15 protein-coding genes are annotated in these 13,385 nt (G+C 41.9%); 5 read left to right on the forward strand and 10 right to left on the reverse strand.

Annotation, left to right across the window (positions count from 1 at the left end; translation table 11 throughout):
• Nucleotides 1-439 precede the first annotated feature (439 nt).
• Together EKM70_RS10430 and EKM70_RS10435 are read right to left on the reverse strand one after the other, a co-directional pair.
• Entirely contained in the window at nucleotides 440-742 is a 303-nt protein-coding gene (locus EKM70_RS10430; RefSeq protein ID WP_005917927.1) for a type II toxin-antitoxin system YafQ family toxin, read from the reverse strand.
• Nucleotides 732-1,010 carry a plasmid mobilization protein gene (locus EKM70_RS10435; RefSeq protein ID WP_003625288.1) on the reverse strand — a complete coding sequence of 93 codons (279 nt, stop codon included), beginning with the start codon at nucleotides 1,008-1,010 and terminating at the stop codon, nucleotides 732-734. The genes EKM70_RS10430 and EKM70_RS10435 overlap by 11 nt, the downstream gene beginning before the upstream one ends.
• 191 nt (nucleotides 1,011-1,201) lie before the next feature.
• On the opposite strand from EKM70_RS10435, the gene EKM70_RS10440 reads away from it, so the two are divergent.
• The 3 genes from EKM70_RS10440 (at nucleotide 1,202) to EKM70_RS10450 (ending at nucleotide 2,935) form a co-directional block, all read left to right on the forward strand.
• Entirely contained in the window at nucleotides 1,202-1,642 is a 441-nt protein-coding gene (locus EKM70_RS10440; RefSeq protein ID WP_125547627.1) for a hypothetical protein, read from the forward strand.
• A 212-nt stretch (nucleotides 1,643-1,854) separates the two neighbouring features.
• Nucleotides 1,855-2,538: an IS6 family transposase gene (locus EKM70_RS10445; RefSeq protein WP_002825828.1), complete on the forward strand. Its 684-nt coding sequence runs from the start codon at nucleotides 1,855-1,857 to the stop codon at nucleotides 2,536-2,538.
• A gap of 49 nt (nucleotides 2,539-2,587) precedes the next feature.
• Complete coding sequence (locus tag EKM70_RS10450; protein ID WP_057707481.1) at nucleotides 2,588-2,935, forward strand: hypothetical protein; 348 nt, start codon at nucleotides 2,588-2,590, stop codon at nucleotides 2,933-2,935.
• A gap of 103 nt (nucleotides 2,936-3,038) precedes the next feature.
• Here EKM70_RS10450 and EKM70_RS10455 read toward each other — a convergent pair whose 3' ends face one another.
• The 7 genes from EKM70_RS10455 to EKM70_RS10485 all read right to left on the reverse strand — a co-directional run bounded on the left by EKM70_RS10455 (nucleotide 3,039) and on the right by EKM70_RS10485 (nucleotide 9,430).
• Nucleotides 3,039-3,710 (reverse strand): TetR/AcrR family transcriptional regulator, encoded by a 672-nt coding sequence (locus EKM70_RS10455; protein ID WP_125547619.1) that lies wholly within the window; start codon nucleotides 3,708-3,710, stop codon nucleotides 3,039-3,041.
• Between the two features lie 4 nt (nucleotides 3,711-3,714).
• Nucleotides 3,715-4,962 carry an ABC transporter permease gene (locus EKM70_RS10460; protein WP_010620835.1) on the reverse strand — a complete coding sequence of 416 codons (1,248 nt, stop codon included), beginning with the start codon at nucleotides 4,960-4,962 and terminating at the stop codon, nucleotides 3,715-3,717.
• The gene (locus tag EKM70_RS10465; RefSeq protein ID WP_003587212.1) at nucleotides 4,940-5,683 is read right to left on the reverse strand and encodes an ABC transporter ATP-binding protein; all 744 of its coding nucleotides are present in this window, start codon (nucleotides 5,681-5,683) and stop codon (nucleotides 4,940-4,942) included. The genes EKM70_RS10460 and EKM70_RS10465 overlap by 23 nt, the downstream gene beginning before the upstream one ends.
• Nucleotides 5,684-5,929: 246 nt before the next feature.
• A complete protein-coding gene (locus EKM70_RS10470) occupies nucleotides 5,930-6,397 on the reverse strand; it encodes a Dps family protein (RefSeq protein WP_003587210.1) in 468 nt (155 codons plus the stop codon).
• A gap of 248 nt (nucleotides 6,398-6,645) precedes the next feature.
• Entirely contained in the window at nucleotides 6,646-7,539 is an 894-nt protein-coding gene (locus EKM70_RS10475) for an IS3 family transposase (protein WP_112234114.1), read from the reverse strand.
• The gene (locus EKM70_RS10480; protein ID WP_125547621.1) at nucleotides 7,536-8,210 is read right to left on the reverse strand and encodes a helix-turn-helix domain-containing protein; all 675 of its coding nucleotides are present in this window, start codon (nucleotides 8,208-8,210) and stop codon (nucleotides 7,536-7,538) included. The genes EKM70_RS10475 and EKM70_RS10480 overlap by 4 nt, the downstream gene beginning before the upstream one ends.
• 41 nt (nucleotides 8,211-8,251) lie before the next feature.
• A complete protein-coding gene (locus tag EKM70_RS10485) occupies nucleotides 8,252-9,430 on the reverse strand; it encodes a transposase (RefSeq protein WP_125547623.1) in 1,179 nt (392 codons plus the stop codon).
• A gap of 254 nt (nucleotides 9,431-9,684) precedes the next feature.
• Between EKM70_RS10485 and spxB the strand changes: the two genes are divergently transcribed.
• Nucleotides 9,685-11,496: a pyruvate oxidase gene (spxB, locus tag EKM70_RS10490; protein ID WP_042254363.1), complete on the forward strand. Its 1,812-nt coding sequence runs from the start codon at nucleotides 9,685-9,687 to the stop codon at nucleotides 11,494-11,496.
• A gap of 68 nt (nucleotides 11,497-11,564) precedes the next feature.
• On the forward strand, nucleotides 11,565-12,944 hold the full coding sequence (locus EKM70_RS10495) for an FAD-dependent oxidoreductase (protein WP_020090499.1): 1,380 nt from the start codon (nucleotides 11,565-11,567) through the stop codon (nucleotides 12,942-12,944).
• 165 nt (nucleotides 12,945-13,109) lie between these two features.
• Here the strand turns inward: EKM70_RS10495 and EKM70_RS10500 are convergent.
• A partial coding sequence (locus tag EKM70_RS10500) for an IS30 family transposase (RefSeq protein ID WP_125547625.1) occupies nucleotides 13,110-13,385 on the reverse strand: 276 nt, incomplete at its 5' end.

Here is a 13,385-nt window from a genome sequence, read left to right on the forward strand (position 1 = left end):
ATTTATTTGAGCTGTGGAAGGTAAACGCGGTTCTGAATGTCTCTTAAAACCTGTCTCAAATATTGACTTCAATCCACAATAAAAATGATAAGAATAGGAAGCAGTCTAGCCAGCCAAATATTGATGTTTGGATATTGTGACAGAGTATGATAGAGCCATTGGGCAATTATAAAAGCGCCCAATCCGCTGACGATTTATTTGATGTTTTTATACATGTTATTTCTCCAATATATTCATACTAATATAGTACCTATAATACCATTAAACAAAAAAACAGCCCCTATTATCTATCCACTAGATAACGGGGGCTGTTTTATAGGGGCGATTAAAAGGCACAAATAACCCCTCAAAAACGTTGTTAAAATAGCCCCCAATATCTACATTATAGATATTGGGGGCTATTTTAATTTATTTTTTTATAAGTGCCCCTAAACTATAGCTATTGATTCAAGATTTCATGGGAGCCAGTTGCAACCAATAACAAAATCAATTCATCATGATCTAGCTGATAAATAACAATCCAGTTGTCATAATTTTTACCATAGTTTCCATATCTGGCAGGGTGAAATTCACGATAGCCACGCCAATTTCCTTTTAATGCATGATCTTTAATCTGTTTCAAAACAAGGACATCTTGTTCAACAATTGCTTCTAAACAAGGCTTCAAGACAGTTATTGGGAAATGTTTTTTGACTAGTTTTTTTAATTCACGTTCAAAAGATTTGGTCTGTTTAATTTGCATCTAACTTATCGATCCAATCTTCAAAGTCAGTCAATGAACCAATGTTTTTGACCTGCCCTGTTTCTGCTTCTTTTTTAGCGGCTAAGGCTTCCGGAGAATCTAAAAAGCTGACTAATCGAACTTCATTATTGGCCGCTTTAACTAACGATAAGCGTATATACTCAGAAACGGTTAGCCCTTGTTTTGCTAGATTAGCTTTAGCCCGTTCACTAATGTCAGGTGTTACACGAGTTGAAATTGTCTTGTTTTTAATAATAGTATTACTCATTCTAATCCGCCTCCTTTAAGTTTACCATCGTACTACATTATAATATTCGATTTTTAGGTTTTCTGCAACTAAATTAATTTTAAAGTAAAGGAACTAACAGCTTATGCAACAAGTTGTCTTACCCATCAAAGATTCAAACGTTCTTAGAAGCTGTCTCAGGAATCAGCTTACATCCAAAGATTCATATCGATATGTTTGATACACCTGCTAATGTGCAGCATTGGGAACATTTCCACGGATTCCCGGATGGTAAGCCAGCAGAAATCGCCACAGCGGCACAAGATGCTAATGGTGACGGTTTCGTTGATCTGCCAGAAACAGAACCGGTTTCCGGTACAACGATGGTGCCATTTGACGCTGAACCGGCCAAGATGCATGTGCCAAATGACAGTTACCCAGTGGCTGATGCAGAAGGTCACTATGCTTATGACAAACTCGTTGATCTGAAGGAATTGCAGACAGCGTTTAATGCCGCTTTTGGCAGTGACGATTTGCAGCTTGATAAAAGGGTCATTTATATTCATGGTGTGCCGGATACCTTGAAGCTACCGGCTACTGTTCAAGGAACTGTCATGAACTACGATGCCCACGTTACTTTACCAATTGCAGTTGGGAAAATCATCAAAGCTTAAACTAATTAGTTGAATAAATAACCTATAAGTAGTCTTGAAACTTACTGGCAATACGCCTGCTGTTTCAAGGCTACTTTTGGGTTTGAAGACCTTATTTACCTATAAATAGAGCTTTTTACATTATATGTACAGATTAATACGGCTCTGGTGCAAAGTTTGCTTGGCAACTTCATTCTAGTATACTGAGTGACAAGAAACGAGGGATTGTGCGCATGAATTACTTTAAAGGACGCCACTTTCAACAGGATATCATTATAGTAGCCGTTGGCTACTATTTTAGGTTCAGTCTCAGCTACCGTGATATCGTTGAATTGCTACGTGATCGCGGGGTTAGTGTGCAGCACACCACGGTCATGCGTTGGGTTCATCATTATGGTCCCATCTTTAAGGCTTTATGGCGCCAACATCAAACCTCCCATACCAAAAGTTGGAGGATAGACGAGACTTACATTAACGTCAAAGGTCATTGGACTTATCTGTATCGTGCAATTGATAGCAACGGTCTGACACTCGACTTCGAACTGCGAAAGCATCGTGATTATGCGGCAGCCTATCACTTTTTGAAACGGCTTTTGACGACCAATGGTCGTCCTGATCGCTTAGTCACCGATCAATATCGAGCAACACTTAAGGCAGTGAAGCACCTGATGAAACAAGACTACTTGAGCAAATCAGCACACCAATGTTCCAAGTATCGAAACAATTTAATCGAACAAGATCATCGATTCATTAAACGACACCGGGTGCGGTCAGCAAGTTTCCAAAGCATCCGAACCGCTAGTGCAACACTCAGCGGCATTGAAGTCATCCATGCATTACGCAAGAAAACCCGACGAGAGCTAAGCCTCATCGGGTTTTCAGCCGTGGACGAATTAAAAGCGATGGTGCCAGCATAACCTACAACACCCTATCAACAACTAGGTAAAAGGCACACTCTCAGACTATTTGCACCAGAGCCCTAAGCGGGCCTTTGCTGATTTGATTGCACTAGCTACCGAGACGATCGTCGATGCGACCAGCCTAACCGTCGTCACCAGTGACCCACTCAGTGTCGACCGCCAACAGCGACTCACCCATTTTGAAGCCCGGCCTTTACTCGCGCCGGTAGATTTGTCCAACACCACGTCAATTCCGGTTACAACCATTCAGGCAACGACCCAGGCTAAACTTGCCGAGCTCCCACGAACAACTCAGCGGCTCGTCAACCCAGATCTTTACCCGGTCTACATGACGACCACACTCAGCCAGTTGCAAACTAGTTTGTTGAATAAAATGACGATACTAGCAGATTAACAAACGAACACGCGTAGCAACGACCAAAGCCACTTCTGTACTTAGCGTTCAAATGACCGCTAAGTACAGAAGTGGCTTTAGTTTATATCAAGTAACAGTTAGCTCACTGACCAGTAATTTGATCATGTTCACCCGGGGTCAATATTTTGGTCATCACCGTAATCAAATACGCTTGTTCGCGCTCAATTTCAGTTCCCGGCAATTCCAGTATTAACCGCGCTAGGTAACCGAATAGCTGCGATAACAAACTTTGCAGTATCAAATCATTCGGCCAATCCACAATCAAATGATCTGCTTTTAGTTGATTGATGACACTTCCCATCTGCTTGACCATCTTAGGCGCAATCTGGCTAAGAATCTGTTCGCGTCGTTCGGTGTCAAAAGCTGCCACTTCAAAAATGACCTTTAACTCTTTCACGTTAGCTTTAGCAAATGCAACTCGGTCCGTAAAAATTGCTGTGACGAATGCCTGTAGACTGGGATAACGCTGCCGTAATTTATCCTCTGAAAAATCACTCGCTAAGATTGGCACAATGTGCGCGGTAATTGGTGCTAAGATGGCATCCCGTAAGGCAGCCTTAGTCTTATACCGCCGATAGACCGTCCCCTCCGCAACGCCGGCCCGTTGTGCAATATCACTAGTACTGGTCTGGTCAAAACCCTTTTCAGCAAACAAATCGAGACTTGCCTGGAGGATGGCCCGTTGCTTAGGTGTAATCGTTTCATTCTGACCTAGATCCTGTTGAAAATAATCCCGTATCCGTGGTCGTTCCATATCCTCACACCTTCCGATAACGTTTCATTCCAACAATATTCAACATTGTTAGTACGACCATAAACCCTACTAATATTAACAAATTGACACCAATATCGCCAAGCCCAGCACCCTTTGTCACAACAGCCGTCATCGCATTAGCACCATAGTATAACGGCATGATGTGGGCAATTGCTTGCAACCAACTGGCCATGCCATCGACTGGAACCAACCCAGCAAAAAAGATTTGTGGTACAACAATCAGTGGAATAAACTGAATCATTTGAAATTCTGAGTTAGCAAAGGTGGAAATAAAGATACCCAAGGTCAAAGCCACTAACGCTAATAATAAGTTAGTCAGAAAGACCAGCCAAATACTACCAACTAAGTGAATCTTGAAGACCGTAATTGTAAAAACAACGGTCAGGACAGTCTGAATGATGGCAAAGCCCCCATAACCAATTAGATAGCCCATAATAATTTCACTCCGTCGAATTGGGGTTGCAAGTAGCCGGCTTAGGGTTCCAGTAGTGCGTTCATTCAAAAGTGAAACGCCAGAAATCAAGAACACAAAGAAGAAGACAAAGAAACCGAGAAAGGCTGGAAAAAAGTTTTCAAAGAACGTTGAATCACTACTACTATAAATATAATGAGACTTAGTCGTATAACTGGTTGCTTTAGCTGACTGAGTCGAACTAGACGTCGTGGCTGTGGCCTGCTTGAGTTGCTTTTGTAATTTCTCAGCAGTTGCCTGGTCACCGCGGGCCTGGGCTTGTGCAATGGCAGTCTTCAGCTTGGTCACCGTTGCTTGTGTCTGGGCTGCTGTCAGCTTCTTCAAAGCGGCTTGTTGCGATTCAAGGGCCGCGCGCTGTTTCTTAGTAACGGTCACCAGCGTCTTCATTTTCAACTTGACTAATCCTGATTGTAAACTCGCCTTAATTAAAGACGTGTTGGTTGGATTGCTATTTGAATAAGTAATCGTCAATTGACCATTTTTCTGAGTCAAATAGCCATCTAGATCATGCTGCTTAATCATTTTCCGTGCCTGTGAACTATCATAATGATGAATCGTCACGTTTTTGGTATCGATCACGTTAACCACGGATTGGTCTACATGATGAACACCCAAGCTTGCTACTTGCGTCGTGTTGTTTTGAAATAAGAAATACATCAGCGTCATAATCAGCAATGGTGCCAAAAACATCAGCGCCAAGGTACGCTTATCACGTAACATTTGCTTAAAAACTCGTCTAACGATTGCCATCGTTCGCATCTTGCATCCGCCCCGCTTTCAAAAAGACCTGTTCGATCGTATCTACTGCATACTGTTGTTTCAGTGCCGCGGGTGTCCCCTCAGCAAGCGCAATCCCGTGCCGAATCAACATGAGATAATCACACCGTTCTGCTTCGTCCATGACATGCGTTGTCACGAGCATCGACTTACCGGTATCCTTGATCTTATTTAGTTCGGTCCAAATTTGTTGCCGTAATTCTGGATCAATCCCAACGGTCGGTTCATCTAAAATCAATAATTGGGGATCCTGAATCAGGGCAATTGCCAACGACAAGCGCCGTTTCATCCCACCCGAATAGCCACTGACCCGCTTGTCTAATTGGGACGTTAAATCAACTAATCCGGCTGCATAATCAATCATCTGTGCTAACTTTATTTTTGGAACGCTCATCAATTGCCCAAACAAGGTCAGGTTTTCACGGGCCGTTAGTGTCTCATACAAAGCGTCACTTTGGGCCATATACCCTACTTGTGCCATTACCGCCCTATTGGGCATCACCGTATCCATGACTTTAACAGTGCCACTATCCACAGCTTCCATCCCTAAAATACTCTTGATCAAGGTGGTCTTCCCAGCTCCTGATGGCCCAATCAAGCCATAAATCATTCCAGCCGGCAGTGTCAAATCAATCTGATTGAGCACTTGCTGATGACCAAAGTGCTTGCTGACCTGCTTGGCGATGACATAATCCGTTGCCATTTTAATAACCCTCTTTCTCAAAGCGAGTGTATACTCACTCACTTAATGGCCTTAGTATAATCAGTACATCTCGGTTTGTCAACATTAAAATGAGTTATCACTCACTTATTTTGTTTCCGGCCTATTTGTCACCGCATTGCAAACAAAAATGCGCCACCCCGTTGTTGGGATGTCGCATTTTAATTAAATAGCAGCACTGATATAAGCGTTAGCAATGTTTAAGCCTACCGATTTTTTAATATTATTTTATTCATCAATTTCCGGCGCCGACCCAAGCTCTGCCTGAATCATCCAGATTTTCTTCTCAATTGCGGTTTTGAGACCAATGAAAATATCTTGGGTACTGAAGTCTTTTTCAACATCGGATACTTCAATGCCGTGTTGGTAAAGGTCTTCCAAGTAACGATAGCCATCAACTAAGTGTGCGAGGCGTTCTGGGGTTGTTTTGTCCCATTCACCAGGCCAGTCTTGAATCTTAGTGTTTTCGGCCATTTCTTTTAAGGTCGAGTAAGGACTGCCATCAAGCGCAATCAGCCGTTCAGAAATGACATCGAGTTGGCTGTCAATTTCTTCCATGAACTCATCCATCAAGGGGTGCAACTTCAAAAAGTTGGGTCCACGCATGTACCAATGCGTCTGATGGATAATCATTGACATCTGGCTCAAATCGGCAACGAGTTGATTTAATACTGCTTTGGTTTTCGTATATTTCATTAGATTGATCTCCTTTCGATATGGTCATTATAACATAGTGGTAGCTTAATCTGAAACGTTATAGACTGGCAAATTAAGTTATTTATAGCCCGTAGAATTAAGTCGTTTTGAAAAGATGGAGACGTTATATGGTAGATTGTAAAATTAAATAAATCTACAATTGAATTTTATTTACCTTATGAAGATGTTCAAAACTGCACTAGGCCCTGTCAAGTTGACAAATGAAATAATATAAAGTTTTTGGTCACTTAGATGGCTTCATTCCAGTATTCATCCGGGGTGAGGCCATTTCTTTGTGCTGAGCGATTGTCATGATTAAAATATTCGATTCCTGATTCAACGAGCGTTATTAACTCTTGATAGGTCTTTGCTCGCGGATGACGCGCCATCCAGCGAAGTTTAAATTCATTCCACCAGCGCTCCATCGGGGCGTTATCATATGGTGTTCCTGGACGCGACATACTGCGGGTGATCTCAAATTGATTGATGAAATGATTGAACGCTCTTGAGGTATACGCCGAACCACGATCGGTGTGAATAAGTGATGGGACCTTACCAACTGCAGTAAAGGCACGCTGAAAAACCTGGATCTCAGCGGCACTCGTTTCTGTGGCGCTGAGATTGTATGCCAAGAGTCGGCGACCATATAAATCCAAGACACCACTTAAGCGGACTTTGTACTCACCACTAAGCCCATAAGTTAGTTCAGTTGAATCAGATAACCAAACTTTATTGGGCGCTGTCACTTGAAAGTTTTGCTTTAAAACATTGTCGAGTAAATATTGTTCAGCTTGTTTGGCCCGTTTATGCTTCTTTGGCCGTACTTGACAGCGAATATCAAGTTCACGCATGACCCGGCGAACTTGCTTCAAAGTTACCGGAAAATCAATTAGTTTATCCGCTTGTAAGTTAGTCAGAAGATTTCCAGCACCGATACCTTGGTGGTGAAAATCAAACCAATATTGGGTGCGTGTTTTGAGTTGTTTATTGTGCTTTTCCCATGTTGTTTCCTGTCGTCTAAGCCCTTTATGATAAGCTTGTCGGCTGACGCCGATAACGGTTAAAAGTTTCGTTACGGCACCATGATTACCTTGGCTGACTACCTTGATAGCGTGGTAAGCCAGCCGATGTGGTTTGTTCACCCCCTGCGCTGAAGTTCCTGAAATTTTTTTATGAAGGCCTCGTAGAGTTCCTTATCTGCCAGTTGTGCTTTTAGTTCTCGGATCTGGAGATTAGCCTTATCTAGTTCGGTTAATTCATGATTGGCTTTTCGATGCCCACGGTTATCTACGAGCGCTTCATAGCCGCCACTTTTAGTCTTGATCACCCAAGTACGGACCTGTTGGTAGGAGACTTGAAAGTGATCCGCGGCTTCGGTATACGAGTGTTTAGCTTTAGTCACATATTCAACGATCCTGATGCGTTCTTCAAAAGTTGTTTGCCGACTCATGGTAGGGACCCGCTTTCTAGACGGTCTGGCCGTCAAGGTTTTATCCCTATTATACCTGGAAACCCAGTTGTCGAGTTGTGTTGATGAACGTAAACCAAATTTTGTGGCTAAATCCAGCAGTGACCCTTCACCGGCCAAAAAAGCCTGAACAGCTTTAAGTTTCAATTCGTTGGAATAATGATTATTTGTGTGCGCTTCCGTGAGCCCTGCCAACCCATCACGTTCAAGGCGCGACTGCCAACGCATGAGCGTTTCTCGATGGATACCATGTTGTCTGGTAAAAGTCCCAATTGATAAACCTGATTGCTTGAATTTAGCTAACAGCGCCAACTTTTCCTGAAGCGTGTGTCTAGCTCTAGGCATACAAAAATCCCCCTATGATTAGTCAGATGAATTATAGTATTTCATCTGACAACCATAAAGGGATTATCGCAATCATAGGCCCAATTCATAACCTTATTGGCATCATTTTTATACTTCTTGGATTGTTCTTTTAAATACATTGTATAGGGAATAAGTGGCGTCGCTTTAAAATCCTTTAAAACAAAGTCATAATTTGGTTCACTACCATAACCTGCATCCGCTACTACGTAACGGAACGTGGCCTTTCTTTGTTGGACTTGATTCAAAAATGGGACTAGCGTTCTTTGGTCAGCTGGCCGTTGATTCAAATCATAAAATAGGACAAATTGATTTTGAGTACCAATCTGTAAGTTATATCCTGGTTTTAATTGACCATTTTGCATTGGATCTTCCTTCATTCGCATAAAGGTTGCATCATGATCAGTCTTAGAAAAACTGTTTCGGTTTCCCAGAATTTCAAGATAATCTTCATATTTTTGCTTCCGAGGCTTTAAATCCGAAGTAATAATATGCTTAAAATGTTTTAGTTTTCTTCGTCGTTGCTTTGATGGCGAGCCACCTTTAATGACTTTTTCTGCACTAATTTTCTGATCGAGGTCATCAATATCATGTTCTAATTCACGTTCTGCATGATCTAACTTCGCCAAAGTGCCTTCGGCATCAGTTGCTAGATTAACCTTTTCTTGAATCATGTCATCAAATAAGGCGCTAGCTTTTTCCTCTAACTTGGCATCATTTCGTTCGACGCTTTTTCGCCAAACAAAGGAGTATTTATTGGCATCTGCGACAATCTTTGTGCCATCAATAAATAACGATTCGTCATCCACTAAACCATATCCACTTAATTGTTCATGAAATTGAAGAAACATTTTTTTGATAATCCCTTTTGCTACTTGTGAAATTCGAAAGCGATTAATGCTCCGATAACTTGGGACTTCGTCCGGATTACCAATTAACCACTTCATTGGTAGGTTTTCCTCTGCCATTTCTTGGATAGCACGGCCAGAAAACGTATGACGCATATAAGCAAATAATAGGAGTTTCATCATCATCGCTGGCGAATATTTTGGTCGCCCAAACTTGTCAGCATCCGGATACAGAATTTCAGTGGGAATACTATCTACAAAATCACTAATTGAAACGACAATATGATTGGGATTAATTTTAAATTCAATTGGAAATGTTAATATGGTTTGGTTATTGTTATAATGTTTATACACGGTGGGCACCAACTTTCTTATTTTGTGGTGATTTAAGATTAACAGATTTGGGCACACCGTGCCTACATAAAATGAAAGAACCAGGAATTCAAATTCGAATTCCTGGTTCTTTTATTTTAGATTAGGACTTTTGTCCCAGCCACGATTTAAATTTCAAAAATGTAAGCGCTTGATTTTAGTGTCGAAAGAGAATAGACTTTAACTACATTGTTAAAAATTAAATTGTGCACCACATTCTAGTAGGAGGCATTTTTATGATTACCAAACACACCAAAGCAACTACAATTTCTGCCGGCACTGCACTTCTCAAAGTGCTAGAAGCATGGCAAGTTGATCACTTATATGGGATTCCTGGTGGCTCTATTAATTCGGTTATGGATGCTCTTGAGGCCGAAAAAAGCCAGCTGCAGTACATCCAAGTTCGTCATGAGGAAGTCGGCGCGATGGCAGCTGCAGCCGATGCCAAACTTACAGGAAAAATCGGCGTTTGCTTTGGGTCAGCAGGCCCTGGCGGAACTCATTTATTAAATGGTTTGTACGATGCCCGAGAAGACCATGTTCCAGTATTAGCATTGATTGGTCAATTTGGAACCTCCGGTATGAATATGGATACTTTTCAGGAAATGAACGAGAATCCCATTTATGCCGACGTCGCCATTTATAATGTTACTGCGGTAAATGCCAACACACTTCCCCATGTAATTGACGAGGCAATTCGCCGGGCGTATGCGCACCAAGGCGTTGCAGTCGTTCAAATACCTGTTGATTTACCTTGGCAACTAATTAAGGCTGAAGATTGGTACTCCTCAGCCAATAGTTACCAAAAACCCCTTCTGCCTCAGCCCAACCCTGAAAAAATAAAACAAGTGGTTGACATACTTCAAACGGCCAAACGACCACTAATCTATTACGGAATTGGCACGCGGGGTGCTGGAAAAGAACTACAAGCATTAAGTCAACAACTAAAGATTCCATTAATCAGCACCTATCCGGCCAAGGGCATTGTCCCCGACGATTACGTGGCTTACCTGGGATCAGCCAACAGAGTGGCGCAAAAACCAGCCAATGAGGCGCTAGCACAAGCTGATACAGTCTTATTTATCGGCAATAATTATCCTTTTGCTGAGGTCTCTAAAGCTTTTAAGAATACATCTAAATTCCTCCAAATCGATATTGATCCGGCAAAATTGGGTAAACGGCACAAAACAAACGTCGCTGTCCTCGCTGATGCCAAATTAGCATTAGCAGCTATTTTACAACAGATTAATGAACGTGATGCAACTCCTTGGTGGCAAGCAAACCTAGCCAACAATAAAAATTGGCGGCAATATCTGGCTAGTTTAGAGAACAAAACAGATGGGCCCTTGCAAGCATACCAAGTATTAAAGGCAGTCAACCAGGTCGCTGACCCCGATGCAGTTTTTTCGATTGACGTTGGTGACATCAATCTAAACGCTAATCGTCATCTGAAGCTGACTCCGAAAAACCAACATATTACGTCAAACTTGTTTGCAACAATGGGCGTAGGAATTCCTGGCGCAATTGCAGCGAAGCTGAATTATCCTTCAAGGCAGGTTTTTAATCTAGCGGGTGATGGAGGAGCAGCCATGACGATGCAAGACCTAGCAACCCAGGTTCAGTACCGTTTGCCAATTATTAATGTTGTCTTTACCAACCATCAATATGGATTCATTAAAGATGAGCAGGAAGATACAAATAAAAATGACTTTATCGGGGTAGAGTTTAATGACATTGATTTTAGTAAAATCGCATCTGGCGTGCACATGAAAGCATTTCGAATTGATAGAATCGATCAACTAACTGACACCTTCAATCAGGCAAGAGATCTTGCCAAAACAGAACCGGTTTTAATTGATGCTGTCATTACCGGGGAGCGACCATTACCCGCTGAAAAGTTGCGGTTGGATTCGTCGGTTTATCCAATAAATGAAGTTCAAGCATTCAAACAACGCTACGCTGCAGAAGACTTACACCCCCTCGCAACATATTTGGCTAAGTATGGACTAACTGATGCACAAAACGAAGTTGGACAAGGTGGCTTCTAGATTAATCGTTTTGGGGTGTAGTTTTCTGAGTATTCTAAACTGATTATTTACTGATTGGAGGTATTAATGTGACTAGAAAAGTTGTGATTGTTGGTGCTTCACATGGTGGTCACCAAGCAATTATTGAACTACTTAATAGATATGACGATATTGACATTACCTTGTTTGAAGCTGGTGATTTTATTTCCTTTATGTCTTGCGGAATGGAACTTTACCTGGAAAATGACGTTACGTCTGTCCATGACGTCCGTAATTTTCGTCCAGCCAGCTTTCCACAAGCAAACGTGCACATTCTAGATAATCATTTGGTAACTAAAATTAATCAGAGTCGACAAACTGTCTCAGTAAAAAATCTTAAAAGTAATCAGGACACCGAAGTTAGCTATGATAAGCTGATTCTCAGTTCGGGGGTGACCCCCAATGCATTGGCCGTTCCCGGTGCGGATCTAGAGAATGTGTTCCTGATGCGGGGCTATGATTGGGCGACGAAAATCAAGGCTAAGCTAGCTGATGATAACATTAAAAATGTAACAATTGTCGGAGCCGGATACATTGGTATCGAGGCCGCTGAAGCTGCCGCCAAGGCAGGCAAACAGGTTACTTTATTAGACGTTATCAGCCGTCCTTTGGGTACCTATCTAGATGCCGAATTAACTGATATTTTAAGTAATGAACTGGCGACAAGAGGAGTTAAAGTTCACACAAATATCGAAATTTCGGAATTCTGTGGTCGCAACGGACAAGTGGAGTGGGTCAAGAGTAAGCAGGACAATTTTCCAAGCGACTTGGTTATTCAAGCTACCGGGGTTAAAGCCAATACCAACTGGCTAAGAGGAACTGTTGATCTTGATGAACGTGGCTGGATCAAAAATGACCCCTATTTGCGAACAAATTTGTCGAATGTTTACGCGCTCGGCGATGCGACCTTGGCCTACTCGGTGGCTGCCGATAAGAAAATGCCAATCGCCTTAGCAACAGTGGCCCGTCGTGAGGCGCGGTATATCGTTAAGCATTTGTTTGAAAAAATACCCACTACGCCCTTTTCTGGTGTCGTTGGCTCCTCTGCTTTGAGTGTTTTCAGTTACAACTTTGCTCAAAGTGGATTAAATAGTTTCACTGCGCATCGTGCGGGCATCAACGTTAACAGTTCCTATTATGAAGATAATCTGCGGCCGGCTTTTATACCAAAAGACAAGGGAAATACAAAAGCTTATACAAAGCTTTTCTTCCAACCTTTTGATCATCGCCTAGTCGGTGGAGCAGTGCTATCAAAGCATGACATCACAGCGCAGGGGAATGTGTTGGCTTTGGCCATTCAATACCGGCTAACCTTAGAGGACCTAGCTGAAGCAGATTTCTTTTTCCAACCTGGGTTTGATCGGCAATGGAGTTTATTGAATTTGGCTGCTCAACATGCGCTAGGTGAAAGTGAGTTTACTAAGAAATAAAGCGGCTTCCCTTTTTTGATAGATAATACGATAAATATAAAAAAGACAGGTTAAAGGCAATGACTCAAGAAAATTATTGCTCTTAACCTGTCTTTTTAATAATTTAATGTATCCAAAGTTCCAAATAACACATTTATTTATAGCTTTGTAAGGTAGATTGCAAATTTAATCCGAATTTTTGGACAAATTTGTCAGCATAACCTGATACGGTGTTTGCCAGTCGAGTATTTTAAGCGGTCGCTGGTTAATTTGGAGTAACGTCGTCGTTAAATCTTGAGCACTAATGTGCTCAAAACGAGTCCCTTTAGGATAAAAATAACGTAAATTCCGATTAAAGCGTTCATTACTACCACGTTCAGCTGGAGTATAAGCATGGCAGTAATAGGTCTTAATACCATATTGTGATTCAAGTGATACTAGCCCACTAAACTCAGTGCCACG

Origin of the sequence: Levilactobacillus lindianensis (assembly GCF_003946095.1) — a bacterium.
In the GTDB taxonomy this organism is placed as follows: Bacteria; Bacillota; Bacilli; order Lactobacillales; family Lactobacillaceae; genus Levilactobacillus; species Levilactobacillus lindianensis.

Coding starts and splice junctions, on each gene's coding strand:
- EKM70_RS10430 (WP_005917927.1), bottom strand. CDS start 742: ATGCAAATTAAACAGACCAAATCTTTTGAACGTGAATTAAAAAAACTA.
- EKM70_RS10435 (WP_003625288.1), bottom strand. CDS start 1,010: ATGAGTAATACTATTATTAAAAACAAGACAATTTCAACTCGTGTAACA.
- EKM70_RS10440 (WP_125547627.1), top strand. CDS start 1,202: ATGTTTGATACACCTGCTAATGTGCAGCATTGGGAACATTTCCACGGA.
- EKM70_RS10445 (WP_002825828.1), top strand. CDS start 1,855: ATGAATTACTTTAAAGGACGCCACTTTCAACAGGATATCATTATAGTA.
- EKM70_RS10455 (WP_125547619.1), bottom strand. CDS start 3,710: ATGGAACGACCACGGATACGGGATTATTTTCAACAGGATCTAGGTCAG.
- EKM70_RS10460 (WP_010620835.1), bottom strand. CDS start 4,962: ATGCGAACGATGGCAATCGTTAGACGAGTTTTTAAGCAAATGTTACGT.
- EKM70_RS10465 (WP_003587212.1), bottom strand. CDS start 5,683: ATGGCAACGGATTATGTCATCGCCAAGCAGGTCAGCAAGCACTTTGGT.
- EKM70_RS10470 (WP_003587210.1), bottom strand. CDS start 6,397: ATGAAATATACGAAAACCAAAGCAGTATTAAATCAACTCGTTGCCGAT.
- EKM70_RS10480 (WP_125547621.1), bottom strand. CDS start 8,210: ATGCCTAGAGCTAGACACACGCTTCAGGAAAAGTTGGCGCTGTTAGCT.
- spxB (WP_042254363.1), top strand. CDS start 9,685: ATGATTACCAAACACACCAAAGCAACTACAATTTCTGCCGGCACTGCA.